At 60.6% G+C, this 24835-nt stretch carries 31 protein-coding genes and 1 tRNA gene; 9 read left to right on the top strand and 23 right to left on the bottom strand.

The features are described 5' to 3' along the window. The first annotated feature begins 159 nt into the window (after positions 1 to 159). Entirely contained in the window at positions 160 to 471 is a 312-nt protein-coding gene (locus P7F60_RS05070; protein WP_277916627.1) for an RcnB family protein, read from the top strand. A 56-nt stretch (positions 472 to 527) separates the two neighbouring features. On the opposite strand, the gene P7F60_RS05065 is transcribed toward P7F60_RS05070, so the two are convergent. Then, positions 528 to 1466: a zinc ABC transporter substrate-binding protein gene (locus tag P7F60_RS05065; RefSeq protein ID WP_277916626.1), complete on the bottom strand. Its 939-nt coding sequence runs from the start codon at positions 1464 to 1466 to the stop codon at positions 528 to 530. A gap of 101 nt (positions 1467 to 1567) precedes the next feature. On the opposite strand from P7F60_RS05065, the gene znuC reads away from it, so the two are divergent. Genes znuC through P7F60_RS05050 form a run of 3 tightly spaced genes read left to right on the top strand, consistent with a single transcriptional unit; the run spans position 1568 to position 3673 of the window. After that, positions 1568 to 2473, top strand: a complete 906-nt coding sequence (znuC, locus tag P7F60_RS05060; RefSeq protein WP_277916625.1) for a zinc ABC transporter ATP-binding protein ZnuC — start codon at positions 1568 to 1570, stop codon at positions 2471 to 2473. Then, the gene (locus tag P7F60_RS05055) at positions 2466 to 3278 is read left to right on the top strand and encodes a metal ABC transporter permease (RefSeq protein WP_277917183.1); all 813 of its coding nucleotides are present in this window, start codon (positions 2466 to 2468) and stop codon (positions 3276 to 3278) included. Before znuC ends, P7F60_RS05055 begins: the two co-directional genes overlap by 8 nt. After that, positions 3275 to 3673 (top strand): Fur family transcriptional regulator, encoded by a 399-nt coding sequence (locus P7F60_RS05050; protein ID WP_277916624.1) that lies wholly within the window; start codon positions 3275 to 3277, stop codon positions 3671 to 3673. The genes P7F60_RS05055 and P7F60_RS05050 overlap by 4 nt, the downstream gene beginning before the upstream one ends. A gap of 77 nt (positions 3674 to 3750) precedes the next feature. Here the strand turns inward: P7F60_RS05050 and P7F60_RS05045 are convergent, their stop codons facing one another. Together P7F60_RS05045 and P7F60_RS05040 are read right to left on the bottom strand one after the other, a co-directional pair. Further along, positions 3751 to 4302 carry a gamma carbonic anhydrase family protein gene (locus P7F60_RS05045; RefSeq protein ID WP_277916623.1) on the bottom strand — a complete coding sequence of 184 codons (552 nt, stop codon included), beginning with the start codon at positions 4300 to 4302 and terminating at the stop codon, positions 3751 to 3753. 9 nt (positions 4303 to 4311) lie between these two features. After that, complete coding sequence (locus tag P7F60_RS05040; protein WP_277916622.1) at positions 4312 to 5007, bottom strand: fumarylacetoacetate hydrolase family protein; 696 nt, start codon at positions 5005 to 5007, stop codon at positions 4312 to 4314. A gap of 145 nt (positions 5008 to 5152) precedes the next feature. Here P7F60_RS05040 and P7F60_RS05035 point away from each other — a divergent pair, with 145 nt between their 5' ends. Beyond that, a complete protein-coding gene (locus P7F60_RS05035; RefSeq protein ID WP_277916621.1) occupies positions 5153 to 6247 on the top strand; it encodes a DUF4214 domain-containing protein in 1095 nt (364 codons plus the stop codon). 6 nt (positions 6248 to 6253) lie between these two features. Here P7F60_RS05035 and P7F60_RS05030 read toward each other — a convergent pair whose 3' ends face one another. Beyond that, positions 6254 to 7255 carry a DUF4214 domain-containing protein gene (locus tag P7F60_RS05030; protein WP_277916620.1) on the bottom strand — a complete coding sequence of 334 codons (1002 nt, stop codon included), beginning with the start codon at positions 7253 to 7255 and terminating at the stop codon, positions 6254 to 6256. Between the two features lie 311 nt (positions 7256 to 7566). On the opposite strand from P7F60_RS05030, the gene dusA reads away from it, so the two are divergent. Then, positions 7567 to 8577: a tRNA dihydrouridine(20/20a) synthase DusA gene (gene dusA / locus P7F60_RS05025; protein ID WP_277916619.1), complete on the top strand. Its 1011-nt coding sequence runs from the start codon at positions 7567 to 7569 to the stop codon at positions 8575 to 8577. 270 nt (positions 8578 to 8847) lie between these two features. Beyond that, positions 8848 to 9423 (top strand): J domain-containing protein, encoded by a 576-nt coding sequence (locus tag P7F60_RS05020; RefSeq protein ID WP_277917182.1) that lies wholly within the window; start codon positions 8848 to 8850, stop codon positions 9421 to 9423. A 12-nt stretch (positions 9424 to 9435) separates the two neighbouring features. Here P7F60_RS05020 and P7F60_RS05015 read toward each other — a convergent pair whose 3' ends face one another. Together P7F60_RS05015 and P7F60_RS05010 are read right to left on the bottom strand one after the other, a co-directional pair. After that, positions 9436 to 9915, bottom strand: coding sequence for a hypothetical protein (locus P7F60_RS05015; RefSeq protein ID WP_277916618.1), 480 nt, complete (start codon positions 9913 to 9915; stop codon positions 9436 to 9438). Between the two features lie 10 nt (positions 9916 to 9925). Further along, positions 9926 to 10690: an NAD kinase gene (locus P7F60_RS05010; protein ID WP_277916617.1), complete on the bottom strand. Its 765-nt coding sequence runs from the start codon at positions 10688 to 10690 to the stop codon at positions 9926 to 9928. A 253-nt stretch (positions 10691 to 10943) separates the two neighbouring features. On the opposite strand from P7F60_RS05010, the gene P7F60_RS05005 reads away from it, so the two are divergent. Beyond that, positions 10944 to 11019 (top strand) — tRNA-Thr (locus P7F60_RS05005). Between the two features lie 534 nt (positions 11020 to 11553). Next, positions 11554 to 11772: a hypothetical protein gene (locus P7F60_RS05000; protein ID WP_277916616.1), complete on the top strand. Its 219-nt coding sequence runs from the start codon at positions 11554 to 11556 to the stop codon at positions 11770 to 11772. 2 nt (positions 11773 to 11774) lie between these two features. On the opposite strand, the gene P7F60_RS04995 is transcribed toward P7F60_RS05000, so the two are convergent. The 17 genes from P7F60_RS04995 to P7F60_RS04915 form a co-directional block, all read right to left on the bottom strand. Then, positions 11775 to 12701 carry a hypothetical protein gene (locus P7F60_RS04995; RefSeq protein ID WP_277916615.1) on the bottom strand — a complete coding sequence of 309 codons (927 nt, stop codon included), beginning with the start codon at positions 12699 to 12701 and terminating at the stop codon, positions 11775 to 11777. Next, positions 12701 to 13444, bottom strand: a complete 744-nt coding sequence (locus P7F60_RS04990) for a hypothetical protein (protein WP_277916614.1) — start codon at positions 13442 to 13444, stop codon at positions 12701 to 12703. The genes P7F60_RS04995 and P7F60_RS04990 overlap by 1 nt, the downstream gene beginning before the upstream one ends. Further along, positions 13441 to 16764: a tape measure protein gene (locus P7F60_RS04985; RefSeq protein WP_277916613.1), complete on the bottom strand. Its 3324-nt coding sequence runs from the start codon at positions 16762 to 16764 to the stop codon at positions 13441 to 13443. The genes P7F60_RS04990 and P7F60_RS04985 overlap by 4 nt, the downstream gene beginning before the upstream one ends. Positions 16765 to 16775: 11 nt before the next feature. Further along, on the bottom strand, positions 16776 to 18389 hold the full coding sequence (locus tag P7F60_RS04980) for a terminase TerL endonuclease subunit (RefSeq protein ID WP_277916612.1): 1614 nt from the start codon (positions 18387 to 18389) through the stop codon (positions 16776 to 16778). Continuing rightward, entirely contained in the window at positions 18361 to 18789 is a 429-nt protein-coding gene (locus tag P7F60_RS04975) for a phage terminase small subunit P27 family (RefSeq protein WP_277916611.1), read from the bottom strand. The genes P7F60_RS04980 and P7F60_RS04975 overlap by 29 nt, the downstream gene beginning before the upstream one ends. Then, complete coding sequence (locus P7F60_RS04970) at positions 18786 to 19097, bottom strand: phage head closure protein (protein ID WP_277916610.1); 312 nt, start codon at positions 19095 to 19097, stop codon at positions 18786 to 18788. The genes P7F60_RS04975 and P7F60_RS04970 overlap by 4 nt, the downstream gene beginning before the upstream one ends. Then, positions 19094 to 19504 carry a DUF3168 domain-containing protein gene (locus tag P7F60_RS04965; protein ID WP_277916609.1) on the bottom strand — a complete coding sequence of 137 codons (411 nt, stop codon included), beginning with the start codon at positions 19502 to 19504 and terminating at the stop codon, positions 19094 to 19096. The genes P7F60_RS04970 and P7F60_RS04965 overlap by 4 nt, the downstream gene beginning before the upstream one ends. 70 nt (positions 19505 to 19574) lie before the next feature. After that, the gene (locus tag P7F60_RS04960) at positions 19575 to 20006 is read right to left on the bottom strand and encodes an HK97-gp10 family putative phage morphogenesis protein (protein ID WP_277916608.1); all 432 of its coding nucleotides are present in this window, start codon (positions 20004 to 20006) and stop codon (positions 19575 to 19577) included. Then, positions 19999 to 20319 (bottom strand): head-tail connector protein, encoded by a 321-nt coding sequence (locus P7F60_RS04955; protein ID WP_277916607.1) that lies wholly within the window; start codon positions 20317 to 20319, stop codon positions 19999 to 20001. The genes P7F60_RS04960 and P7F60_RS04955 overlap by 8 nt, the downstream gene beginning before the upstream one ends. Positions 20320 to 20340: 21 nt before the next feature. Further along, entirely contained in the window at positions 20341 to 20745 is a 405-nt protein-coding gene (locus tag P7F60_RS04950) for an HNH endonuclease signature motif containing protein (RefSeq protein ID WP_277916606.1), read from the bottom strand. Then, complete coding sequence (locus tag P7F60_RS04945) at positions 20745 to 20972, bottom strand: hypothetical protein (protein ID WP_277916605.1); 228 nt, start codon at positions 20970 to 20972, stop codon at positions 20745 to 20747. The genes P7F60_RS04950 and P7F60_RS04945 overlap by 1 nt, the downstream gene beginning before the upstream one ends. Position 20973: 1 nt before the next feature. Further along, positions 20974 to 21357 carry a hypothetical protein gene (locus tag P7F60_RS04940; RefSeq protein ID WP_277916604.1) on the bottom strand — a complete coding sequence of 128 codons (384 nt, stop codon included), beginning with the start codon at positions 21355 to 21357 and terminating at the stop codon, positions 20974 to 20976. An 11-nt stretch (positions 21358 to 21368) separates the two neighbouring features. Next, the gene (locus P7F60_RS04935) at positions 21369 to 22319 is read right to left on the bottom strand and encodes a phage major capsid protein (RefSeq protein ID WP_277917181.1); all 951 of its coding nucleotides are present in this window, start codon (positions 22317 to 22319) and stop codon (positions 21369 to 21371) included. Then, positions 22205 to 22612, bottom strand: coding sequence for a hypothetical protein (locus P7F60_RS04930; protein WP_277916603.1), 408 nt, complete (start codon positions 22610 to 22612; stop codon positions 22205 to 22207). The genes P7F60_RS04935 and P7F60_RS04930 overlap by 115 nt, the downstream gene beginning before the upstream one ends. Position 22613: 1 nt before the next feature. Then, on the bottom strand, positions 22614 to 23117 hold the full coding sequence (locus P7F60_RS04925; RefSeq protein WP_277916602.1) for an HK97 family phage prohead protease: 504 nt from the start codon (positions 23115 to 23117) through the stop codon (positions 22614 to 22616). Further along, complete coding sequence (locus tag P7F60_RS04920; RefSeq protein ID WP_277916601.1) at positions 23117 to 23533, bottom strand: hypothetical protein; 417 nt, start codon at positions 23531 to 23533, stop codon at positions 23117 to 23119. Before P7F60_RS04920 ends, P7F60_RS04925 begins: the two co-directional genes overlap by 1 nt. Further along, on the bottom strand, positions 23517 to 24683 hold the full coding sequence (locus P7F60_RS04915) for a phage portal protein (RefSeq protein WP_277916600.1): 1167 nt from the start codon (positions 24681 to 24683) through the stop codon (positions 23517 to 23519). Before P7F60_RS04915 ends, P7F60_RS04920 begins: the two co-directional genes overlap by 17 nt. Positions 24684 to 24835: the final 152 nt, after the last annotated feature.

Raw genomic sequence — 24835 nt, 5'->3', positions numbered from 1 at the left:
TGTTATTGCTATGAAAAGCTTAGCATTTTAGCGAAATCACCGTCTGAATTTCCTGCTTTAAGCGGCGGAAATCATTACGGAAATGTAATTTTCCGTTTCATCTTCGGTTCATATCTGCGGCGATAAGGTCAGGGTGTCTTCACAGGAAAGGATACCCCGATGAAAAAGCTTCTTGCCGCTCTTGTCGCCGCTTCGTTTCTCGCTACGCCGCTGGCCGCCTCGGCCGACCAGTTTCGTCATAAGGTGATCGAAAAGCGCTTCGACAGGCCTGTCGTCATTCACAAGCACCGTTGGGACCGGGGCGCCCGCCTGTCGCGCGCCGAGCGCCGCAATATCGTCAACGCCCGCGATTATCGCCGCTATCGCCTGTCGCAGCCGCGCCGGGGCGAACAATGGGTGCGCGTCGACAACCAGTTCCTGCTGATCAGCGCCGCCACCGGCCTGATCGTCGGCCTCGCGGCCGCGCGGTAATTCGCCGGACATTGTTGAACAAGGGAGGGCGCATCCGTGCGCCCTCCCTTTGCGTTTTACCCCTTCAGGCAATCCGTCAGCGATGTCGCGATCCCGCGCATCAGGTCGAAATAGAGGTTAGGACCTTCGGTCAGGGTTGCGGCTTCGGGGTCGAGGGTGCCGGCTTTGGCCGGCGTGCCTTCGAGGACGACGTTGATCAATTTCGGTTCGAATTGCGGTTCGGAGAAGACACAGGTGGCGCCGAGTTCGGTGACCTTTTTGTGGATTTGCGAGATGCGGTCGGCGCCGGGCAGGGTTTCCGGGCTGACGGTGATCGAGCCGGCGACGCGGATGTGGTAGCGGTTTTCAAAATATTGATAGGCGTCGTGGAAGACGATGAAGGGCTTGTCCTTGATCGGCGCGACGCTGGCCGCCAGTTCCTTGTCGAGGGCGTCGAGCTTTTCGTCCAAGGCCTTGGCATTGGCGGCGTAAGTCTGGGCATTGTGGGGATCGGCCTTGACCAGCGTCTTTTCGATCTCGGCCGCCATCGCCTTGGCATTGGCGGGATCGAGCCAGAGGTGCATGTCAAATTCGCCCTCGTCGTGGTGATGCCCCTCGGCCGCCTCGTCGGCATCGCCGTCGTCATGCGGTTCGAAGGCGCCGCCTTCGCGGAATTTCAATTTGGTCAGGCCGGGGGCGTCGTCCAGTTCGACCACGGTCGCCTTGTTGCCGAGCGCCTCCAACGGCTTTTCGAGGAAGGCTTCCAGCCCGTGGCCGACCCAGAAGACGAGATCGGCATCCTGCAGCTTTTTGGCGCTGGAAGGCTTCATGTTGAAGGTATGTGGCGAGTTTGCGCCCTCGACGATCAGCCCCGGCTCACCGACGCCTTTCATGATCGCCGCGACCAGCGAGTGGATCGGCTTGATCGACGCCACCACCTTTGGCGTCTCGGCATGGGCAGCACCGGCAAGCAGCCATGCGGTGGTGGCGAGGAGGTGCAATCCTGCAACTTTCATCTGGTATCTCCACTTGAAGAGATTTGTAATGTTATTACATCAATTGCGTTATGCTATAACGTGTGCCATAGCATCCTGCAACAGTGTTCCGGAAAAAATTCATGCTGAATGCCACCGCTGCCCGTCCGCTTGTTTCGCTGCATGATGTCGGCGTGCGCCGCAATGGTCGCTGGCTGGTGCGCGGCGTCGATTTTGGCGTCTTACCGGGGGAGATCGTGACGCTGATTGGGCCGAACGGCTCGGGCAAATCCACCAGCGCCAAGGCGGCTATCGGCGTATTGAAGCCGGACGAGGGCCGGGTGGAGCGCAAGGCTGGGCTGAAGGTCGGTTATGTGCCGCAAAAGATCACTGTCGACTGGACGCTGCCGCTGACCGTGCGCCGGCTGATGACGCTGACGGGGTCCTTGCCAGAGCGGGAGATTGCTTCTGCGCTCGATGCGGTCGGTATCGCGCATCTGGCCAAGGCGGAGGTGCAGCATCTCTCCGGCGGCGAATTCCAGCGGGCGCTGCTGGCTCGCGCAGTCGCCCGCAAGCCGGATCTGCTGGTGCTCGACGAGCCGGTGCAGGGCGTCGATTTTTCCGGCGAGATTGCGCTTTACGATCTCATCAAGTCGATTCGCAATTCCACCGGCTGCGGCATTCTGCTGATTTCCCACGACCTGCATGTGGTGATGGCAGAGACGGATACCGTCATCTGCCTGAACGGCCATGTCTGCTGTCGTGGCACGCCGCAGGCGGTCAGCCGCAGCGCCGAATACCGCCGCCTCTTTGGAGCGCGCGCGGCCGAGACACTGGCGGTCTACAGCCACCATCACGACCATACCCATCTGCCGGATGGGCGGGTGCAGCATGCCGACGGCTCGATCACCGATCATTGCCATCCCGAGGACGGGCATCATCATCATGAGCACGGCCATGTGCATGGACCGGATTGCGCCCACGATCATGGCCATAACCACCACCATCCTGCGCCGGCGGATGCGAAGCTGGGGGCGGGCCGTGCTTGACGATTTCTTCCTGCGCGCGCTGATCGCCGGCGTCGGGCTCGCGTTGACCACCGGGCCGCTCGGCTGCTTCATCGTCTGGCGGCGAATGGCCTATTTCGGTGATACCATGGCGCATTCGGCTTTGCTGGGCGTGGCGCTGTCGCTGCTGATGCAGTTCAATCTGATCCTCAGCGTCTTCCTCGTCGCCGCTGCCGTATCCGTGCTGCTCATGCTGTTGCAGCGGCGGGGCGGGCTGTCGGCGGATGCGCTGCTGGGCATTCTCTCGCATGCGACGCTGGCGATCGGCCTCGTCATGGTTGCCTTCATGACCTGGGTGCGGATCGATCTCGTCTCCTTCCTGTTCGGCGACATTCTGGCAGTGACGGAGCAGGATATCGACCTGATCTGGGGTGGTGGCATCCTGGTGCTGTTCGCCATCGTCTATCTGTGGCGACCGCTCCTGGCCTCGACGGTCAATCCCGATCTGGCGGAAGCCGAAAGCTTGCGGCCCGAGCGGGCCCGGCTGTTTTTCATGCTGCTGATGGCGCTGGTGATCGCCATTGCCATGAAGATCGTCGGCATCATGCTGATCACCTCGCTGCTGATCATTCCGGCGGCGACGGCGCGGCGCTTTTCGTCTACGCCGGAAATCATGGCGGTGCTGGCATCGGTGATCGGTGCAGTCGCCGTTATCGGCGGGCTGTTCGGCTCGCTGCATTTCGATACGCCGTCCGGCCCGTCCATCGTCGTCGCCGCACTTGTCTTGTTCGTGTTCAGCCTCGTGCCGCTCCGGCGGCACGGCGAGGCGGAAGGAGGTTTACGATGAACTTGCCGCAACTGACGAAAAACCAGGGCCTCGTCTTCGATGTGCTGCGTCGTTCGGAGCAGCCGGTCAGCGCCTATACCATCCTCGACAAGCTGCGCGACCAAGGGTTTCGCGCACCGTTGCAGGTCTATCGCGCGCTCGACAAGTTGCTGGAATTCGGACTGGTCCACCGGCTGGAAAGCCTGAACGCCTTCGTTGCCTGCGCCCATCCGGCCGAAAGCTGCTGCCGCCACGGCACGGTGGCTTTCGCCATCTGCAATAGCTGCGGCCATGTCGACGAGTTTCACGACCACGAGGTCGATCATCGCCTGGAAGCCTTTACCAAGGCGCGCCGGTTCAAGCCGGAAAAGACGACGATCGAAATTCGCGGACTATGCGCGGCCTGTGCGGCGTAGAACGCTGTTCGACCTGCTTCAATCAGATCGGCGCTCCAAGCTCTTTTGTCTGAAACATAATCTTGTCGACCCTCGTTTCACTCCGGTTGGATTATGCCCTCATCAATACGTTTGAGGCCACCGGCGAAGCGACGCCAGTTGGCGATGTAGCTGGCCGCCGAGCGCTTCAGCCCTTCGACGCCCTTGTCGTCGAGCGTGCGGATGGCGCGGGCGGGAGAACCGACGATCAGTGAATTGTCGGGAAATTCTTTGCCCTCGGTCACCAGCGCATTGGCGCCGATGAGGCAGTTATTGCCGATTTTCGCGCCGTTCAGCACCGTTGCGCCCATGCCGACCAGCGAATTGTCGCCGATGGTGCAGCCATGAATGATGGCATGGTGGCCGAGCGTACAGCCCTTGCCGATGGTGACCGGATGGCCGGGGTCGGTGTGGATCATCACGCCTTCCTGGACATTGGTGCCGTCGCCGAGGCGGATCGGCTCGTTGTCGCCGCGCAGGACCGCGCCGAACCAGATGCCGACCTCGTCGCCGATCTCCACCTGACCGATGACATGGGCATCGGGCGCGACCCAGTAACGGTCGTGTGCAGGCGTTTTCGGCGTCAGTTTATCGAGCGAGTAAAGCGGCATGACGGTTCCTCAAACGATGGTGACGGACAGGTTCGCGATGCCGTCTATGCCGCAATCGACACGATCGCCGCGCTGCACGGGGCCGACGCCGGAAGGCGTGCCGGTCATAATAACGTCGCCGGGGGCGAGCACGAAAAGCTTGGACAGTTCGGCGATGATCTCGGGCACTTTCCAGATCATCTGGTTCATGTCGCCCTGCTGCTTCTTGCGATCGTTGACCTTCAGCCAGATCGCGCCATGCTCGGGATGCCCGATACGGGCGGCGGGCACGATGGCAGAAATCGGCGCTGAGCCCTCGAATGCCTTGGCGGCGGCCCAGGGCTTGCCTTCCTTCTTGGCTTCGGCCTGCAGGTCGCGGCGGGTGAAATCGATGCCGACCGCATAGCCGTAGACGCAGTTCAGCGCCTCTTCCAGCGGAATGTCGGCGCCGCCGGCGCGCAGCGCCACGACTGCCTCGACCTCGTGATGCAGGTCCTCGGTCAGCGGCGGATAGGGCATGCCGAGGCCGGGCGGCAGCAGGTTGTCCGGGTTCTTCTGGAAGAAGAACGGCTTTTCCCGCGCGGGATCATGGCCCATCTCGACGGCATGGGCGGCATAATTGCGCCCGACGCAATAGACCCGGCGCACGGGGAACAGCGCCTCCTCTCCTTCGACGGGAAGCAGGATTTGCGGCGGCATGGGGATGACGGTTGCCTTGGCGGTCATGATTTTGCTCGAATCTTGAGGGCTCGGAACGCGAATCGTAGGGTTAGCCTAACGCCCTGAGCGAAAAGTGGGAACCGGCGTTACCGAATCTTGAGGGGATCGCGGCTATGGTTCGCCATCATTTGTCGATTTTGCCGGAGTGCCCATGTCGCGCGGAACCTATCAGGATTTCTTCAAAGCCATGCGGGTCAGGGAGTCCGGCGACAATTACAGCGCGGTCAACAAATATGGCTATGCCGGCGCCTATCAGTTCGGCGAAGCGGCGCTGATCGATCTCGGTTATGCGCCGAAGGATGCCAATGTCTACGACAATGTCTATAGCAAGGGTTTTACCGGCAAGAACGGGATTGGCTCCATTGATGACTTCCTGAAAAGCCCGGCCGAACAAGACGCCGCCGCTGGCGCCTGGTTCACGCTGTTGTGGAACCGTATCCGCTATTACGATCTCGAATTCTACACCGGGCAGACGCTGAACGGCACGACGCTGACCAAGAGCGGCATGATCGCCGCCACCCATCTGGTCGGCACGCAGAAACTGATCGATTTCGTCAAATCGGGCGGCACGGCGATCGCCGCTGATGCCAACGGCACCTCGATCCTCGACTATCTCCGCAAGTTCGCAGATTACGACACGCCGTCCTCATTTGTCGACAATCTGGAGAAGAGCAACCGCTTCAAGGCCGGGCCAGGCGACGATGGTTTCGAGGGGCAGGGCGGTACCGATACCGTGATTTACAGCGGCAAGCGGGGCGATTACGCCGTCTCGTTCGCCGATGGCGCGGTGACGGTTTCGGCCGCCGGCACCGGACATGACACGCTGCATTCCATCGAGCGGCTGGAATTTTCAGACGGTACGCTGGCGGTCGATCTCTCCGGCATCGCCGGCCAAGCCTATCGTATCTACCAGGCCGCCTTCGCGCGGACGCCGGATGCCGGCGGCCTGACCTACTGGATCAAGGCGATGGATGGCGGCAAGTCGCTGCTGGATACGGCGGTCGGTTTCGTCTCGTCGGCGGAATTTGCCTCGGTCTATGGAGACCGCCCGTCCAATGGCGCCTATATCGAAAAGCTCTATCACAACGTTCTCGGACGCGACGGCGAGGCCGGTGGCATTGCCTACTGGACCTCGCAGCTTGAAGGCGGCGCTTCGAAGGCGGCCGTTCTTGCCGGCTTTTCCGAAAGCGCCGAAAATATTGCCGGGGTCAGCCATGCGATTTCCGATGGCATCTGGTACGTCTGATCCTCGTCAGATAAAGACGACGCCGGTGTCGTTCGTGCCGCCAATGATGGAGCGAAACTCTGCGGAGTCGGAAAAGTAATTCAGGAGATCGCCACGGTCGTGTTCGCCGCCGGCAAGATAGCCGGTCCAGTAGCCCACTTCCTTCTCGCTCGGTGTCCGGTCGAGAACATTCTGGTAGATGCGCTCGACATAGGCCTTGTTCGAGAGGTTGCCATAGGTGGCGGTGAATTCCGGTGACGCGACGAAGATGTCGGCGATCTCGCCAATCGTCTGCTTGCCGCCCTTGACGATATTGAGCCAATAGAGAAGGCCGGGTCCATCCGGCAGGCGGTCGATCGCGGCGCGATAGAGCCGCGCCACCTGGGCCGCGGTTTCATCGACGGTGAAGACACCGGCCGAATGGGCATCGTCGAAAGTCAGTGTGCCATCGGCAAATTGCAGTCGCTCGACATCGACCAATGTATCCTGCCCGTCCTCCGGCGATGCGACGATGCGCGAGGCCATGTCGCCCTCGATGCCGTAGTGATGCCGGAGCCCGGAAAAAATCGCCGTATCGACGCCCGCGCCGCCATTGATGAAATCATGGCCGGGGCCGCCGCGTATGGTGTCATTGCCTTCCTGGCCATAGATGGTGTCGTTGCCATCGCCACCATCGATATAATCGTCGCCGCGACCGGCATAGACCGTGTCGTTGCCGCCTTCGACGACCAGAAGATCGTTTGCGTCGCTGGCCGTGACCAGATCGTCGCCGGACAGGCCGATCTTGGCGAAGGCCGTCAAAAGCGCCGTGATATTGGCCTTGGCATAGTCATGCGGTTTGCCGGTGACGGAATCGATCATCCACGCCACCGATTGAGCGACGGCGTCGAGCGTGCCGGTGTTCAGTTCGTAACCGCGCCCGTAGGCATCGGGGCTCTGGAAACCGTTGAACTGGAAACCGGGATTGTCGCCGGTTGTGACGGGATCGACCGCGCGCCACAAGCCGGTCACATAGAGATTGTTGCTCATGACAGGACATGTCCTCGCTAATTCGATGACCGGAAGCTATGGCCTTTGCACCGCAAATCCAAGCCATAGCCCCGACAATTGAAATGTTCGTTAATTCCGCGCAAACCGGAAGGCGGCGACCGCATTCGCATCGGGTGATCGACTGCCTTTTTTTCGGAAGATTTAAGCTGTATATCCTTTCTCACCATTCTTCCGTTTTCGTGCTCTGATCGTCGACGATTTTCCCCAGGCATGATCCCGTTGCGCTCCCCCAGGGATTGTCGCGGCGCGCGGAAGATTCTTGAGATGATACGAACAGCGGACCGACAAGCTTGAATTTTTACGAAAAAGCCCGCCTTTCCGGCGCGAAGATCTTCGCCGTCGCTCCCATGATCGACTGGACCGATCGGCACTGCCGCTATTTTCATCGCCAGCTTTCCCAGAATGCGCTGCTCTACACCGAGATGGTGGTCGCCGATGCGATCATCCATGGGCCGCGCGAGCGGTTGCTGTCGCATGATCCGGGCGAGCACCCGGTCGCGTTGCAGCTCGGCGGCTCCGATGCCGGCAAGCTCACCGAGGCGCTGCGGATCGCGACGGATTACGGCTATGACGAGATCAACTTGAATGTCGGCTGCCCCTCGGACCGGGTGCAATCCGGCACTTTCGGCGCCTGCCTGATGCGCGAGCCGGAAACGGTCGAGCGGGCTATCGTCTCGATGAAGCGGATTTCCGCTGCGCCGGTGACCGTCAAATGCCGCATCGGCGTCGATGACCAGGAGCCGGAGCAGGTCTTGCCCGATTTTCTGCGCCGGATGATCGGCGCCGGAGCCGATGCGGTGTGGATCCATGCCCGCAAGGCTTGGCTGCAGGGCCTGTCGCCGAAGGAAAACCGCGAAATCCCGCCGCTCGATTATCCACTCGTTCACGCGATGAAGCGGGAAAATCCCGATGTCTTCCTTGGCATCAATGGCGGAATCACCGATCTCGGCCATGCGGCGATCCATCTGGAGGTCATGGATGGCGCAATGCTCGGCCGCGCCGCCTATCACAACGCCTCGCTGCTGGCCGATGTCGATCACCACATCTACGGCGCGCCGGCGCGGGCGCTGGACGCGGATGCCCTGCGCGACCGGATGATGGCCTATGCCGAGCGCCATATCGTGGGCGGCGGCAGGCTGCATCACGTTACCAAGCATATGGTCGGCCTGTTTCAGGGCCTGCCCGGCGCGCGGCGCTTCCGCCAGATTCTGTCCACAGAGTCCAACCGGCCCGGCGCCGGCCCGGATATCATCGCCGCCGCCTTCGCGGCTGTGGCTCAGCCGGAGAGCCTGACGGCCTGAGAGTCTGGCGCGACGCCTTGGGGTGTGGAAAACGGGGAGATCATCCCGCGAACACAATTTCGTCCCGACTGCCGCAAACAATGGCGGCTGCTTCGGGCTTGATGCTGATGGGGTGAGCCGGTACTGAATGAGGGGCGGCTTTTTCGCGCATGACCTGCTGAGCCGGGTCATGACAAGTGCAGACTATTGCGGCGCGCCGGACGAATCGTGATCGAAACGGGCCGCCGCAGGCGGGAAGGAACAGGTGACGGCGTGATCGATCCCTATGCGATGCTTGGAGTTGACCGTGACGCCGGAGCGGAGGCGGTCAAGCTTGCCTGGCGCAAGGCGGCCAAGAACGCGCATCCGGATGCGGGAGGCGATGTCGACCATTTCAGCCGGCTGCAGACGGCCTATGACCTTTTGAAGGATCCCGTGCGCCGCAAGGTCTATGACGATACTGGCTACGATCCCGAACTGGCCGATGCCCGTGACATCGAGGGCGTGCTGATCCTCGAGACGCTGGTCAACGATTTCATCCTCGACGAGCGTGAGCCGGGCAGCTTCGATCCCGTCGCCGCCATGCGCCGCAAGCTGACCGACGACATCGTCAAGAACCGTTTTCACATTCTCGAACTGGAGCGCCACCGCGCGCGGCTGCGCAAGCATATGGATCGCATGGGCCGCCGGCCGGAAACCGACGTGCTCGGCTCCATGCTGCGCGCCCGCAGCCAGTCGATCGCCGAGGCCATCCGCAAGGCGGAAGCGCAGATCGAGACGATCGAGCACGCCTATACCATGCTGGAGGGCTATAGCTACGAAATCGAGATGCTCGAACCGGTTCCCGAGGTCAAGGCGGCCGAGTAAGCCGGAGAGGTTTTAATTGGTCGCCTTTTCAACGATCATCTCGCCGAGATCGTCGATCATCACCGTCCAGCTCTCCGCTTCCTTCGCCTGCGATTCCGTCTTCAGGTAGACGGTCGCGAACATGCCGGGTTGGTTGGTCACACCAGAGGAGCTTTCCGGGCGAATATCGGTGACGAAGGGCTTGAGCTGGGTCAACTCCTCTACCTCGACGCTGGAGACGACGATTGGGCCGTCATCGGTGCTGGCGATCTGCTGCAGGAAAATCTTGGCGGTGCGATCCGCCTGGCGGACGGCGACCAGCTTGTAATACCCCTTGCGTGGCGGTTGCGCCGTGCCGACCTCGGCCGCGTCCTCCCAATAGCCGGTGCTGGTGACGAAGGTCACCGACGAGGGCAGGGCATCGATATCTTCCGCGCGGGCGGGTGCGCCTGCAAGCAGCACAGCGACGAGGGCAGCGGAAATAAGCGTCAATGACGGGATGGGCAGGGGCATGGCGCCGTCCTCACGAGGGAAATTGCTCGGCCAGGATGCGATCCGACCAGGAGCGGTCGGGATCGGACAGAATGCGCGCGGTGATATTCGCCGTCTGGGCGATGCGTACATGTGTGACCGTCCTGGCTTCTGTATAATCGGCAACGGCATTGACTGGTCGCTTGCCGGCTTCGAGCACATGGATATCGACCGTCACCTTGTTCGGCAGCAGCGCGCCGCGCCAGCTTCGCGGGCGAAAGGCGCTGACCGGCGTCAGCGCCAGGAGCGGCGCCTCCAGCGGCAGGATCGGGCCGTGGGCGGAAAGGTTATAGGCTGTGGAGCCGGCCGGTGTCGCCACCATGACGCCGTCGCAGATCAGTTCTTCGAGGCGCACCCGGCCGTCTATCTCGACGCGTAGCTTTGCCGCCTGGTGCGACTGGCGGAACAGCGACACCTCGTTGATGGCCAGCGCCGTGGTGCTGGCGCCATCGGCATGGGTGGCGGTCATGCGCAGCGGATGGAATTCGTTGGAGACGGCGGCGTCGATGCGCTCCTCCAGGCCTTCCAGCCGGTAGTCGTTCATCAGGAAGCCCACGGAACCTCGGTTCATGCCATAGACCAGCTTGCCGGTATCCATGAACTGGTGCAGTGTCTGCAGCATGAAGCCGTCGCCGCCGAGCGCGACGATGACGTCCGCCTCGTCCGCATCGCAATTGCCGTAAAGACGGATGAGGTCGTCGCAGGCCGCCTGCGCGCCATCCGCAGTCGAAGCGGTGAAAGAGAGCTTTTGGCCCATCTATGCCTGACCCTTCCCTTGCGGCGCCTCGCCGTAACGCCTGAGATCTGCTGCCCAATTGCGCGCAGACCGCGCGTTCTCCAATTTCGGACATTCTACGGCAGCGTGCAGATCTGGTAACGGCAAACCGCTGAAAGAACAAGCCATTTTCCATTTCCTCTCATCAAAGCCCGCCAACATCCCACCGAAACACCCTCAAACCCAGTTTCCGCTTTACATGCCGCCAAAATCTGGTAACTGCCTTACATCGGTTGCCCTTGTAGCTCAGTTGGTAGAGCACCTGATTTGTAATCAGGGGGTCGCGGGTTCGAATCCTGCCGGGGGCACCATTTTTTCTCATTTAGAATCAATAATTTGATGCTCCGGCCGCCCTGCTGGGTGACGTCATGTTGCATTTTCATGTTGCGACTGATTCCCCTTGATTTACATGCATTCCCTCATAGACCCCGCAAATCCATGCGACATAGGACGCAACATGTTGCATGGGTTCCGAACCTGTGTCAGGCTGCCCTCATAGAGTGTGGGGGTTACATGAAAGCAATTTTGGTTACGGTTGCCGGGCTAGTGACAGCTAGTCCGGCGTTAGCGGATGCTGTGGAAAACGCTTACACGTTGTGCCAAGCGATCGATGCGTCGGGCTTATCCAGCTCGCCGTGTGAAGTCTCCGGTTGGAGCGGTTCAGTCACGGCAACGATGAATACAAGCAGCAGTGAGGCGCGCAAGATGTGCGCAGGTATGGTGGCGATGGTAACGCAGAGGAACATCCATTTTCGAGGTCGGCAATGGACCCTTCAGATAAAGTCGCCATACAGCGGTGATAACACTATCGCATTTTGCAACTTGCCAGAATAATAGGAGCTACTATGTGGGTTGAATTACAAAATATCGACGATATGGACGTCGTCGTTAACTTCGATACCGTTAAATATTTCCTTCAGTTCCCCGCAGACGACTTCACCACTCTGTCTTTCGTGGATGGCTCAAAGATGTTTGTTAGGGGCATTCCGAACGACATTCAGAATAAAGTTTTTGAGCAGCGCCGGTGGCTTGCCAACTTGGCCCTCAACCCGAATCATCACTGAAGTTACGCCGCCCTAAACATCTCCTCGATCTGCTCGATACGGCGGATCACGAGGGTTATCACCTTTGATGGCCGATAGTTCGCCTTGGCGTACTGCTGTTTCTGACGCTGCCGAGCGGCGGAGCTGCACACTGGAGAACAATATACACTGCGCGCTCCTGTGGGGCGGAACGCCATCCCACAGCATCCACATAGTACGGCAGGGATGGAGGCGCGCTCGCAAGCTTCGCAGCAATACACTTGATAGGCCTGACTGGGCTTGAACGCTGTGCTGCATGCCTTGCATTGTTTCGTTTTACTCCTTGGCCTCCCAGCGTTTGCCTTCCCTCTTGCTGCGAACGCATCGACGCGGCATTTCTTCGAGCAATACAGTTGATCGCGATCAAAGCTCTGAAAAGAACCGCCACAGTGTTTACATTCCCTGGCGGGTTTCTGGCTGATGGCGTACTGCCAGTAAGCTTTACGGCGCAATTCGTGATCCCACGGCAGCTCCTCTGACAGGTGTTGCTTGTAAGCCCTAGCGCATACCGTCGAACAAAATCTGTAGCCGCGCGTCTGATCTGCCTCGTCGATCGCGCAGCCGCAACGGACGCAGTTCTCGCGAGGGATGGAATAGTGACGCTGACCCTCATTCCAGTCGGGGCGTTCTGCTCCTAGAAGGTGAAGTCCCTCAGAAACGATGCTTTCTGCGGTGACGTCAGAAACCTGCCATCCATGGCCTTTCAAGCACAGCGTCTGCCGAATCCCAGTCCGGCATGACGCTTCATTTTCGAATGGACTGAGGCGCCAATCGCGAAGTTTGTCCAGAATTCCTTCGCGCGCGTGTGTCCGGCTCTCGCCGGTGAAAATCTCCGGGAGAGTGACCTTCTTGCCCGTTGGTCTGCCGTAGCGGTATTCCAACCACTCACGACGGTTCCCGGCATAGGACATTATCGCCCTCCGGCACGGGCCATAGCGCGGCGCTGGTGACGGTTTAGTGGAGCAGCCGGCGGCGGCACGAATTCAGCCGGCTCGATCGGCATCCCGATTTCATCATCCCACCGGTGAATGACACGCTGGGAAACCCCATCGCGGCTGACCTCCGTCAGAAGGATATGGCCGCCGACAATCGACATCGGCTCCGAGACGTCGCTAATTTCCACCTTCATCCGCCGCTGTGCTTCCATGAACGGGATGCCATGGCGAACGGGATCGAAGCTTGCAGGATCAACGTCGACATCGATCTCGCAGCGGATGGCGTGAAGTTTGGCGTCCTCAGCCTCGTCTGGAAGCGGCCCGGCTGCATAGCCATCGATCTCTTCGAAGGTGTCTGTCGTGCTGTCGAAATAGAAGCCGGCCGGGGCGTTTTTGGATGCCGACCATCCCGCGACAACGATGTTGATATCCTGCAGCCCCAGGCGCGAAAGCTCCATGAGATGTTGATCGTGGTAGGCGCGCAAATCGCGCTCTGCATTATCAAGAAGTTCGTCGTATCCCTGATAAACGGCCGACATTTCCATGGCCAAGAGGGCGGTGACCTTCTGGCTTCCGCGGCACGCGATAGCTGCACGCATATTCGGCATCGCCACGGCCTTTTGTCCGAAGCCGACGATCACGCCTTGCGCTGTGTAAAGCGAGGCATCCGTCATCATGATTGCCCGGTCGCGGCGAAGAAATACATTGATAGCTGTCATTTCTGGTTGCTCCTTTTCCTTCCGATTTTTCCGATACATGGCCCGACGATAGCGCCGCCGATCGCCCCGACTGGGCCGGCCACGCCCGCCAATGCGGGGAACGCTGAAGCGATAGCGCCAGCTGCACCGAAGCCAGACATCGCGCCCGACAGCCCGCCCATCAGAGGACTCCCCGATTGGTAGCCGCCCGAGAATGCCCCAAGTGCTGCCCCGCCGACCCCGAGCATTCCCTCAAGCTTCGACATCTGCGGCATCGACGCCTGCGAAGCGGATTGCTGTTGAACCTGCACCGTGTTCGCCATTTTTCGGTTCGCGTCGACAATGCCGTCAGTGACGCCCTGGCGGATCGATCCGGGATATTTGTCGGCTGCGCTATTCACCATGGACAGGTATTTCGGCACGGTGTTGTAGCCGTCGTTCTGGCCGGGTTTCGCGCTCTTGAGCGGCCCCCCTGAGAAGTGGACGCTTGCCGCGTCGATCCAGTTGCCGAACTTATCGAAGGAACCTTGCAGACGGGATAGAACAACCTTGTCCTGCGCCGCGCGATCAAGCAGGAATTGCTTGGCCGTCATGGAATAGCCGAGCGCTTCTTTCGTCCACGACGGCACATTGCCTGGCATCACCTGGTAAGCGCCGATGGCCCGCTGGCCGGCATACTGCCCCTTTCTGACGAGAGGGCCGATGGCGCCATAATTGCCCTCATATGAGCCGCTTTCGATTTTGCGAATTGCGGCTGCCCAAGTGTCAAGGCCCGTTGAAAGCCCCTGCGTGACAGCCGGAGCGACGGCGGCGCTGAGCTGCTTTCCGACCTGCACCAGTGCCGAGCCACCCTGTGGCGTCATGCTGGTCGCGCCTGAAAGGTCTATGCCGCCTTGACCGGAAATCGATTTCCACAATTTGTCAGCGCCCAGCTTGGCGAATTGACGGCCGATCCCGGCAAAGACGCTGAGGAGGTTCTCGGCAGCGTTGCCGCTCTCATATAGCGCGTCTACGATGCCACCGAGCGCGTCCTTCCCGATATCGCCGATCGCTTGCAGCTCGTCTTGAGCTTCGCGCCATGCTTCGTTGAGACGGATTTGCTGTGCCAGCGCGGTGCCCGCCTGGCTGTTGATGTCGATGTTCGCGCTGCGCAGCTCCGAATATACGCGGCGCTCCGTTTCCGTGCGGCCCATCTGCTGCCGTTCGAAAAGCAAATCGTGGCTGAGCTTCATCGCCGACAGCGCTTCCTCAGCGGCTCCGGCCTCGGCAGCAAGTTGGCGAAATCCGTCTCGCATCTGCGGCGTGACATTCACCCCGCGAACGAGGGCATCGTTCACAAGCTCTTGCTCGATGCGATATGCGGTTGCCGCGGCGCCGACCATGCCAAGCGCGGCGGCTTCGGATTGCATGGCTGAAATCTGCTCGCGGATGCTGCGGGTGATGCCGTCGTATTCGGAGACCTTCCGCCCCCTGGTCTTCTTCTCCGCATCGCGGGCTTTTTCGCCTTCGATGTTCAACCGAGCAGCCTGCTCGATTTGCTTTTCAGTGAGGGTCACACCCTGCTTCGCCGCGTCGCCGCGGACCTTGGCGATTTCCGCCTCAAGGGAAAGCTGGTCGCGAGTTAGCGAAGCGCGGCGGCCTTGCTCCTTTATGAAGCTGTCGGCTTGCTCCTTCATCTTCCGATAGGCGTCCATAGATGCGTTTTCGGTTTCGCGGAACGATGGGCCAACTGCGCTGACTGAGGCAAGCTCGCCTTTCAGGCGCTGGACGGTCGCAATGACATTCTCCAGCTTCACAAGCAGCGGCGAAAATGCATCAGCAACCCCTTTGATATCCGGGTTCGCGTTTGCCAGCCCATAGAGCGCCTGCTCTGTCGCCTTTGCCGATTTCGTACCGTTGTCGAACCCGTCACGAATTGCCTTGAGCTGGTCGAGTTGCTCCGGCGTGACGACGGTAAAGTCGGCGTTGCGAAACATCTGCTCGAACATGTCGGTGATCGAAGCGCGTGTTTCCTCAATGTCTTTTACGTTGAAGCCGAGCGCGTCGTTAATGCGGTTCTTCTCTTTTTCGTCGATAGAAACCGTCGTCGCCTTGATGGCCGCATCGGCGCCCTTTGCCCGTTCCTCGACTTCCTTCAGCGTTTGAGCGTAAAGCTTGGCGCCCTCGGATGCGTCTTTCGACGAGCTGGAAAACGCCATCAGAGCCGTGACCACCGTCCCGCCGATCAACAGCCCGACCGGGCCGGCCGCCGCGCCAAGCCCTCCGAATGCAGCTGCAAGGCCGCCCGCCGTGCGCGCCGTGGCCAAGGCGCGGCTGAAGGCGATGATCGCCTCGGTGCCCTTTCCAAGCGTGGCGATCATGCCGAAGAGGGAGCGGCCGACCAGGGCACCGGCGATAACCGACGCAAGCTGCACCGCGCGATCGGCAGTCTCGTCGAAATTGTCTGCCAGCGTGTTCAAGCCTTCGACAAGCCGCTGAGACGCGCCAAGCGAAGAATCGGTCTCGCCGACATACTTCGTCATGGCATTGTTGACCTTCGTCCATCCCTGCTCGATCGTCTGCGTCGAGTTGGCGGCCATTGCCTCGATTGTCGGCAAGCCTTTCAGGAAGGCGTTGAAGAATTGCTGGCTGGAGACCTTGCCGTCATTGACGAGCGTCTTCAGCTTCGAAACCGAGCCGCCGGCGGCGTCGAGGCCGTTGGCAACCGCGATCAAGATCGGCCGCGCGCCTTCGTTGACGGAGTTAAATTCTTCGGCCTGGACGCGGGCAGCGCCGAGAAGCTGGCCGAGCTGCGTCAACGCGCCGGAGGCAGCCGTCGCGCTGGTGCCGGCTACGCGGAGCGCCGTCGCCACGCCGCCGGAGAACTTCAGGAGGTCTTTTTGCGATGCACCGAGGTTGTCGCTCGCCTGCGCTGCCTTGCCGAAGAGGTCGGCGAGCGCCTGCACCGGAGCGGCGTTCTTTTGCGCCGACTGATAGAGCGCGTCCAAAACCTTGACCTGATCGCGGCCCACGACGCCGGCAACCGCGAGGCTGTTCTTGGCCGTGGTCCAAGCATCGGCATAGGCGATCACCTCCCGCACCGATAGCGCTCCAGCGGCAGCACCGGCAAACGCCTTGCTGAAACTGCCGATCTTCGTCGAGGTTGCCGCCAAGGCCTGATTGATCCGTATCGTCGAACGGATCATGTCTTGTTCCATCTGCTTCGTCGCAGCGCGGGAACTGGCAGACATATCGCGATAGGCGCGCGCGGTGATCGCGTTCGCTTTCGCCATCTGCTTTTCGAGGGCGCTGATTTTGGCGACGACATCAATCGCCAACTGTTCGGTGTTGCCGTCAGCCATAGGGTCTCCTTTCAGGCATAAGCCCAATTCTCAAAATCATCGCCCAGGGTTTCGTAGATTGATCGGTCGCTATCGCCCGCCGACGCGCGGCTGACCGCCATCGCGGCGGCCACGGCGCCATCGATTGACATCCACAGTTTTGGTTTCGAGAGCCGCACGATATGGCCCTGCGTGTTTCGCTTCGCTTCGGCATTGGAGAAGCAAAACCGAAGAACGGGGTGGCCGTCGTGGCGAAGTCGGCGGCCGATAACGACGCGCTCAAGCTCCTGATAGGCTGGCATCATCGTCAACGTGCCTTGCCGCATCTCCACGGCCGGGAACCCGTCTTCGACTAGATTCGCCAGCGTCGTCCGGGCCAAGGCCGGATCGAAAGCGATTTCCATGACGTTGAACCGTGCGCAAAGTTCGCGGATGACCGCCTCCACGCGACGGATGTCGATGACATTTCCGTCGGTCGCTTCGATAAGGCCTTCCGCCGCCCAATCCACATAGAATGCGCCGGAGAGGTCTTGCCGCTCCCTGAGATTGTCCGAAGGGCAGAAGAACCAGGGATGGACGATGTATCCTTCGTTTCCATCCGGCCAAGCCGCCACGATGACGGAAAGGTCTTCATGGGATGACAGGTCAACGCCGAGCCAGCACGGGCGCCCCTCTGCCTCCAGGTCGAGCAAGTCTATGGAGCCGGCGCATTCGTCGAACGCTTCCATGTCGAAGGCCGGATCATCGGCACTATCCAGCCAGATATTCAGATTGAGTTGCCGGAACGCCTCGCGGTCGCCTATGCGTCGCTCGCCTTCGAATGCCATCTGGCGCAAGCCTTCGATATCGGGATACCCATGGGCGAGGCCCGGATTTACCCGACGCCAAACTTCTTCATCGCGCCAATCGTCATCCGCCGTCGCCTCGAAAAGCACCGGCAAGATGGACGGATCGTCTACCTCGCCGCGCGCCACGCGCCGCGCATCGTCCACGATATCCCAGGCAACGTTTTCCCGGCCGCGCCCCGCCGTCGTTGCCACGACAAGCAAGCTGCCCGGCGTCTTCACCAGACCGGAGCGCAGCACGTCCCAAAGGTCTCGTTTCTTCCAAGCGTGCAATTCGTCGGCGAGGACGAAGACGGGCGTCCTACCATGTTGCGTTCCGGCGTCCGCGCTGATCGCCTCGCAGAAGCTTCGCGCCGTCGGATAATAGAGCCGGTTTTTGTAATCGAGGTTCTTGACCTTCGGGGCGATCTTCTTGTGAGCCCAGACGAGGCCGCGCGCTTCCTCGTAGGCAATCCGCGCCTGCTTTCGATCCGACGCGGCGGTTATCACTTCGCCGCCCGGAACCTTTTCCGGCCCGATGGTATGGAGGAGCGCCAGAGCAGCGGACAGCGAGGTCTTGCGGTTGCCGCGAGGCAGGAGAAGAACCACCGTCCGAACTATCCGGCTGCCATCCTCTTTACGAGGGCCGTAGATGCGGCGCACGACGCGCTCTTGCCACGGGTCGAGTTGGAAAGGCTTGCCGGACTTCGGATGCTTCAGCATCCGCAGGAACTTCACCGCCCGCTCTCCGAAGCCGAGTGGATCAGAGATTTCCGTGCGGTCGTAAATCCAATCAGGAAATGTTGAGCGGGTCGTCGCCATCGTCCTCGTCCTCCCTGATTGCCGGCCTGGATCGAGAAACGGGCGTGAGGCCAAGCTCTGCCGCCAGCAGGCGCGCGCGCGTCATGGCGTCCGCCTGGATACCGACAGCAGGATTGCGCTTCATGCCGAGGCTGAAAATCTCGCCGTCCTTGTCCTTGAACTGTTCGACGACGTGCCCGTGCCGCTGAAGATGCTCCTCCATCTCGCGAACCTGCCCGATTGCCACGCAATAGTTTTCGAGGCTCCCGAGATCCGCAACTGTGAGGATTTTGCGGCTGACCAAGATCGGGATAACGCGGCGCCATTCCTTCTTGGCTTCTTCCGAAAGCCAAGCCGGTGCCGGCGGCGCCTTGCGGATCGCATCCCTGTCCATGGCGAGTTGCGGCTTGGTCCCCTTCATACGGACCTCACGCATCGGATTTCGAGACCTTCGCGTCGGCCGATTTCCTTCAGTTCCTTGATGTTGAAATCGCTGCCGAGATAGTGAATGCGGTCGGCGGCCGTGACGCCGGGCAGGAACCGCGTGCGGAAAATGACGATGGTCTTCTCTTCCGCGCCGTTCTCGATGAATTCTTCCGTGCTCGACTGGACGACCTGCGCACGCAATGTCGCGAGGTCTGTCCATGTGAATGCCGGCGTGCCGAATTCATCCGGGGTGTCGGTGCTGCGCTGGATCGTGATGGTACGGTCGAGTTTGCCACTCCTCATAGCTCTTGCACCTTTGCGGAAAGAGTGACAATGGCGTGCGAAGTCTCGCCGTCGGGATCGCGGAGAAACCGGATGGTGCGGACGTAGCAGTCAGCGAAGTGGTAGCCGTCATACTGCGGAAGTTTCGTAGTATGGATCGCGGCCCGGATCGCCCCGGCAATGGCCTTTACGCCCGTCGTCGAAGGCTCTTTCTTCCACACATGCAGGTCCATATAGACGCGGGTGAGACGGCGCTTGATGCTGTCGTTCTCGTCGACGCTCTGGCCTTCGCCGATGATGATGGACGGATCGGGTGCCGGCCGCTCGTTGCGGTCGAGGATGCTGGAGGCTGGCACCTCACTGAGGATATCCCCAGTGACGACAAGTCTAGCGCGGACAGCTTTCTGCAGGGCGAGTTCCGGAGTCATCGGGCGCTCTCCCACAAACCTCGGATCGCGAGACCGACAAAAAGGCCGCTGACGAACGTGAGGAAGAGGGTCATTTCTTCCCCCAATCGTCTTTGATCGCCTTGCGGATCGCCCGCGTCATCGTGGACGTTGCGCGCTTTTTGTTGGCTCGAACCGCCGGCCAGAAGAACGGCTGCGCCTCGCCGCCCGGCGCGTTGTGGCCGTATTCGACTAGATGCGCATACCGCACTTCTTCGTCGCCGGCCGTGATCCGATACGTTCCTTCCGGCACGACGGCAGCGCCGCCCGGCTGGGAAAACGGAGGCGTGTTCTTCTCCGGGCCGGTGACGGTGATGCTTTCGATCAAGGCGCCCGTGTCTTTCGACGACAGCGCGAAGTGCCTCATATCGTCGGCGATGTCGTCGGCGACTTTTGCGGCGGCTTGAGTTGCGGCCTCACGCACCTTGCGCGGGATCGCATTCAAACGCTTCTGGATTCGGGAAAGGCCGCCGTCGTTAGCCAAAGGACCACTCCCGATATTCGTTCACGATGTCCCAGAGACCAAGCGGAAGCTCTTGAGCGTTGACGCCGACAAGGGTTGCCTCGCGGTTTTCGTACCAATGCGATGCAAGCTGGAGGACGGCTTCGACGAGTGCGGGCGGAATTTCGTCCTGCCCGGCGCCGCCGTAGGTCGCCTCGATCTTGAAGCCGAGAAGGCGCTCGATATGGTTCTGCGCGGCTGCGATCTTGCGTCCGAGAAGCGCATCATCGCCCGTACCGAGGTCGTCGGTCAGGTTCAATTGCTGCTTCAGTTCGTCTACCGTCACGATGGCCATGTCTGAAAAATCCCAATTCGGTCAACTCTTGCGCGATGGACCCGCCGCCGGTCCCCTTGAGGGGTCGAAAGTTGAAGACCACCCCCCGGTCCTGCGTTCGGCACTCTGAAGAGGTCCGTCGTGGCAGGGCTTGCACACCGGCATCCAGTTCGACTTGTCCCAGAAGACAGTTTGGTTGCCCTTGTGCGGCACCTTGTGATGCACGGTGGTGGCTGGTGCCTTGCAGCGCTCGCAATATGGATAGAAGCGCAGGAAGTCCTTGGAGGCCTGCTCCCACTCCTTGGTGTAGCCACGCTGGCGAGCGGAAGGACGCTTCTTATCGAAGCGAGCCTTCCGCTCGCGTGCGTCACGCTCCTGGCAAGCACATGTGATGCCGGAAGGCACAACAGCACCACACTTGCAGATGCGAGGAGCGCGAAACGGCATCAGGCTACGCCCATCGCCATCTTTGTTACGGTCTCCTCCAAGATGGATGAAAACCGGTCACGGCCTTCTTCATCCTTCGCATCGAAGCGGAAGGTGAGCGAGAGGTCTCCCGTTTCAGGATCGCGAGTTACCATGATTGCGAGAGACGCAAGCGAAGCGATGTCGTCGGCAACCGTCCCTTCGGCCATAGATGCGCTCATCTGCATGTCAAATTGTGCCTGTTTCATTTTACGGCATCCTGATGTGTTCGTGGCCAATGATAGCGATGGCGGCAAGCTGGATAGACGTGCCGCCGGCCTTGGTAATCGACAGGCGGACGAAGCGGCGCTTGCCGATGTATTCGACCTGATAGGCAGCGGTGGCGCCAAGTGTGGCTGGAACGCCGCTGATCACGTCGTCGGCAGCAACGTCGGTATAGCCGCTGCCGGAGGTATCGCTCTCCTGCACCTTCACGCCGAAGTCGCCGGCACCGGTGACGGCTCCCGTGCTGACGATGAACATGAGGCCCTGCGAGCCCTTGCGATCGATTTCAATGCCGTCGGCGGCTGCTGCCTGCGAGGCAGAGTTAATCGCCTGGATGGCCTTGAGGTTGTGATAGAGACCCTTGCGCATATGGCTTCTCCTTAGCTCGCAGCGATCTTGAGGAACTTGATCGCGTTGAAGTCACCGGCACCGCCACCGACGCGCTTATAGACGTCGAATACGACCTTGCCTTTCTGGGTGAGTTCGTCGCGGTTGATGCGCACGCCCTGGCGGTCAACGATCACATAGCCCTGACGGAAGTCGCCGAAGGCAATGGGCGTCGTGCCGGCGCCGATGTCGGGCATGTTCTCGTCGATCTCGACGCGATAACCGAGGAGCGGATGCTCGACGCCGTCGATCAGGTTGCCGGTCGGTGCCCACAGGAAGCGGCCGTCGCCATCCTTGATCGTGCGGATACGCACGGCGGTGTTGCTGTTCATGATGAACCGCGCGTTGCCTTTATAGGGACGGCGCAGCGCTGCGACGAGTTTGATCAGCGAAGTCGTAAGCTGATCATCCGTCGGCGCGGATGCGTGGCCAGCCGGGATATACTGATGCTTGCCCCATGCACGGGTGAAGTCCTTCTCCGGCGCCGTGCCGTAGCTGAGAAGACCACGCGGCTTGCCCTCGACACCATCGCCGGTCCAGAAGGCCTCGCCTTCGGTCTCGTCGAAATCGTGGACGGCATTTCTGATCAGCCATGAAGCAATGTCGGTTGCAGCATCGTCGAGCAGGTGCCGAGTGGCGGGCGGGGCAGCATAAATCTCCTGAACGGGATAGCTGTGCTTGATCAATTCTGGACGAGGCGTGTCCTGTGGACGCTCATCGCGCTCGGAAACCCACTGCGCCCCGCGCTTGCCCATCGAGTAGAAGCGTTCATATCGGTCTGTGGAAATACTGACGACTTCAGCCAAGCTGCGCAGAACCGAAAGGTCGGTTAGTAGCATTCGGATCGACAGGTCCACGGTCGGGAGAACAAACCATCCGCCCGAAGGGTCATTATCGCTCGACGCTGCAGACTTGGCTTCGAAGGTGCCGCCAGCATCGGCGATTGCGCTAGAGTTGCCAGAACGCAGAAGCGAGGCCAGCGCCTTTTTTCGATATCGCGCTGTTCGTCGGTGTCGTTCTTACCGGGGTTCGGGCGGTTGGCCTTCTTCTCCAGTTCGGCAATACGATCAAGCGCCGCCTTGATTTCGGCGCCGCCTTCGACCTTTTTCAGGCGTTCGTCAACGCTCCTCGTCAGATCCTCAAGGCTCTTGGTGACGATGGACACAGGATCGTCCTCGTCGCCTTTTCGAATGATTGCCACGCTTCCACGCAGCGCATTTTCAGTGACATTGAGCATGTCAGCTCCTTCCGATGTGCGCGGCTGCGCGGTTGATGGCAGCGGCAAGATTGAGCGCCGTTACTGCCGATTTCGCGGAAGTCACCTTTGCGCCCGGATGCAATCCGATGGTCACAAGGCTGACTTCCAAAAGCTCAAGAGACTTGATGGTGCGGCCACCGCCGGCGCGGCTCGACGCGCTCTTGCTGATGAAGCCGATAGAGAGGCCTTTTACGGCGCCGGACTTCACTAGGGCGCGGACTTCGCGGGCGCGAGGCACCTCATCGACAAGGAGGCGGCCAGACAGGTGAAGGCCATCCGACTTTTCCGTTAGGGTGTCCCATGTGCCGATCGGATCGTTGAGGTCATGGCCGAAGAGCATCGGGACCGGCAAACGAGCGCCCTTGAAGGCACCCGGCAAGATGTCGTCGCCGATACGGTCAGGAACGCCGAATTTCCAGCCGATGCCCGAGATGGCCCCGGCATCGTCCAGCATCATCTTTGTCTCGACGAAGACGTGTTCCATCAGTGCGCCTCGAAATACGGGGAACGGTCGCCGGCAAACGCATCGATTTGAGCGCGAATCCAGGTTCCGGCGCTTAGGATGCGGCAGGCGTTCGCATGGCTGAATGGAAGGGCCTGGCCTTTTTCGGTGATTTCCCAGTCGAGGATGCAATTCGCCAGAAAATCGATAGACGCTTCTTCGCGGCCGGTGACGGACCCTGCTTTGAATTTCGCAAGTTTGTTTTGGAGCTTGATGCGCGCTTGGCGATGCTGTTCCGAGTCCGGGCCGGCGATCTTCACCCGCATTCCGGTGTTCTCGGATGTGACGGGGTGCAAGACGTCGAACCAAGCTCCCTGGTTCTGTCGATCGTTGGCTTGCTGAATGTCAGCGAGGTCGAAGCTGGCAGTCGGCTTGATAGCATCAGGCGTCGTTTTCATTCGTCGGTTCCTTGTCGTCGAGAGGAGGGCCGCCATTGTGGCCGGCGCCGGTGGGCGGGGTGTTGGGCTGGCTGGCGCCCGTGTTCGGGTTTGCGTACTCGTTGCCGCCGTCGTAGGGCGGCAGGTCGAGCCAATCGCGGCCTGTATTCGGGTTGATCACACGGGAGGAGACGAGGCTGTTGATCGCCGTGGCGCGGGCCACGAGGTCTACGTTGGTGAAGTCGTCACGGTCGAAGCGGATGGCGAAACGCGGGCGCTCATCCTTTGTGAAAAGCGCGCGGCGGAGAGCGCCTTCGAGGGATCGGAGCCAGGGCTCAAGGCAAAGCTGGAGGAACTGACGCTGCATCTCAGCGCTATTCGACCAGGTTGCGCGGGCAAGATCGCCGATCAGCGATGCGGGTATGTTGAAAGCGCGGGCAATCTCCTGAAGCTGGAAAAGCCGAAGCTGCTGGAATTGCGCATCAACGCTGTTGAGCGTCATCTGCTTCCACGTTGCGCCACCCCATAGAAAGCCCGTTTTCCCGGAGTTATCGGCGCCTTCCATCGAAGCCTTCCAGCCAGCAATCATTTTCTTGATCGCATCGTCGCCGAGCTTTTCAGGGCCTTCCACGACACCGCCAGGGCGAGCGCCCTTGCCGAACAGGCGAGCCGCGTGCTGCTCCATGACGATGGCAACGCCGATTGCTTCGCGGCATAGCGTCAACGGGGCTTTGTCGTAGGTACCGCGAAGATGGATGATGTCTTGCGCCGGCTTAATAATCCCGCGAATGCGGTATCGCGGCTGAAGGCTATCATCGGGATAATCGACGTTGATGAAGCCTGGGCGGTAGCGGATGATTTCAACCGGGCCATCGCCGGTGCGATTGACCCATGCAAGGCCGCCTTGATCGCGGGTCAGGGCATCGACCATGACGGAGCGGATAAGCTCGAAACCGCTGGTCCATTCATTCGCCTCGCCGGTCAACAGCGCGGCGACGGGATGGCTTTCGACGGCGGTCTCCTTGCCGTCTTTTATCTCCACGACCTTGATGCCGAGCGAGGCGGCAGCTTCGGAGATGGTGCGAACCGCAGCGGCAACGGCCGGAGTTCGCAACGCCGTTTCCGCAGAGACCGCCGCACCCGATGCAGTCGTCACGCCGCCGCCGAGCATGTCGAGGATCTGCTCGTCGGTCAGTGCTTTCTTTTCGGATCGAAAGGGCCACAGCTTCATGGAAAAGCTTATGGCCCGAACTGAGTCGAATCATGTAGTGGTTTGAGCCCGGATTTCGTGGTTTTATGAGGTTACGTCATTGCTTAGACGCA

The organism is Rhizobium sp. YJ-22 (genome assembly GCF_029601685.1).
Lineage (GTDB): Bacteria > Pseudomonadota > Alphaproteobacteria > Rhizobiales > Rhizobiaceae > Metarhizobium.
Note: the sequence above shows the minus strand (reverse complement) of the source record. Positions and strands in the feature narration are given on the sequence as shown.

Coding starts and splice junctions, on each gene's coding strand:
- P7F60_RS04950 (WP_277916606.1), bottom strand. CDS start 20,745: ATGCCGTTTCGCGCTCCTCGCATCTGCAAGTGTGGTGCTGTTGTGCCT.
- P7F60_RS04915 (WP_277916600.1), bottom strand. CDS start 24,683: ATGCTCGGCGGCGGCGTGACGACTGCATCGGGTGCGGCGGTCTCTGCG.
- P7F60_RS05045 (WP_277916623.1), bottom strand. CDS start 4,302: ATGCCGCTTTACTCGCTCGATAAACTGACGCCGAAAACGCCTGCACAC.
- P7F60_RS04940 (WP_277916604.1), bottom strand. CDS start 21,357: ATGCGCAAGGGTCTCTATCACAACCTCAAGGCCATCCAGGCGATTAAC.
- P7F60_RS05010 (WP_277916617.1), bottom strand. CDS start 10,690: ATGGGCCAAAAGCTCTCTTTCACCGCTTCGACTGCGGATGGCGCGCAG.
- P7F60_RS05050 (WP_277916624.1), top strand. CDS start 3,275: ATGAACTTGCCGCAACTGACGAAAAACCAGGGCCTCGTCTTCGATGTG.
- P7F60_RS05040 (WP_277916622.1), bottom strand. CDS start 5,007: ATGACCGCCAAGGCAACCGTCATCCCCATGCCGCCGCAAATCCTGCTT.
- znuC (WP_277916625.1), top strand. CDS start 1,568: ATGCTGAATGCCACCGCTGCCCGTCCGCTTGTTTCGCTGCATGATGTC.
- P7F60_RS04945 (WP_277916605.1), bottom strand. CDS start 20,972: ATGAAACAGGCACAATTTGACATGCAGATGAGCGCATCTATGGCCGAA.
- P7F60_RS05015 (WP_277916618.1), bottom strand. CDS start 9,915: ATGCCCCTGCCCATCCCGTCATTGACGCTTATTTCCGCTGCCCTCGTC.
- P7F60_RS04955 (WP_277916607.1), bottom strand. CDS start 20,319: ATGGCCATCGTGACGGTAGACGAACTGAAGCAGCAATTGAACCTGACC.
- P7F60_RS05070 (WP_277916627.1), top strand. CDS start 160: ATGAAAAAGCTTCTTGCCGCTCTTGTCGCCGCTTCGTTTCTCGCTACG.
- P7F60_RS05030 (WP_277916620.1), bottom strand. CDS start 7,255: ATGAGCAACAATCTCTATGTGACCGGCTTGTGGCGCGCGGTCGATCCC.
- P7F60_RS04975 (WP_277916611.1), bottom strand. CDS start 18,789: ATGAAGGGGACCAAGCCGCAACTCGCCATGGACAGGGATGCGATCCGC.
- P7F60_RS04995 (WP_277916615.1), bottom strand. CDS start 12,701: ATGTCCTATGCCGGGAACCGTCGTGAGTGGTTGGAATACCGCTACGGC.
- P7F60_RS05035 (WP_277916621.1), top strand. CDS start 5,153: ATGTCGCGCGGAACCTATCAGGATTTCTTCAAAGCCATGCGGGTCAGG.
- P7F60_RS04920 (WP_277916601.1), bottom strand. CDS start 23,533: ATGAAAACGACGCCTGATGCTATCAAGCCGACTGCCAGCTTCGACCTC.
- P7F60_RS05000 (WP_277916616.1), top strand. CDS start 11,554: ATGTGGGTTGAATTACAAAATATCGACGATATGGACGTCGTCGTTAAC.
- P7F60_RS04985 (WP_277916613.1), bottom strand. CDS start 16,764: ATGGCTGACGGCAACACCGAACAGTTGGCGATTGATGTCGTCGCCAAA.
- P7F60_RS05065 (WP_277916626.1), bottom strand. CDS start 1,466: ATGAAAGTTGCAGGATTGCACCTCCTCGCCACCACCGCATGGCTGCTT.
- P7F60_RS04980 (WP_277916612.1), bottom strand. CDS start 18,389: ATGGCGACGACCCGCTCAACATTTCCTGATTGGATTTACGACCGCACG.
- P7F60_RS04925 (WP_277916602.1), bottom strand. CDS start 23,117: ATGGAACACGTCTTCGTCGAGACAAAGATGATGCTGGACGATGCCGGG.
- P7F60_RS04970 (WP_277916610.1), bottom strand. CDS start 19,097: ATGAGGAGTGGCAAACTCGACCGTACCATCACGATCCAGCGCAGCACC.
- P7F60_RS04965 (WP_277916609.1), bottom strand. CDS start 19,504: ATGACTCCGGAACTCGCCCTGCAGAAAGCTGTCCGCGCTAGACTTGTC.
- P7F60_RS04990 (WP_277916614.1), bottom strand. CDS start 13,444: ATGACAGCTATCAATGTATTTCTTCGCCGCGACCGGGCAATCATGATG.
- P7F60_RS05020 (WP_277917182.1), top strand. CDS start 8,848: ATGCTTGGAGTTGACCGTGACGCCGGAGCGGAGGCGGTCAAGCTTGCC.
- P7F60_RS04930 (WP_277916603.1), bottom strand. CDS start 22,612: ATGCTCAATGTCACTGAAAATGCGCTGCGTGGAAGCGTGGCAATCATT.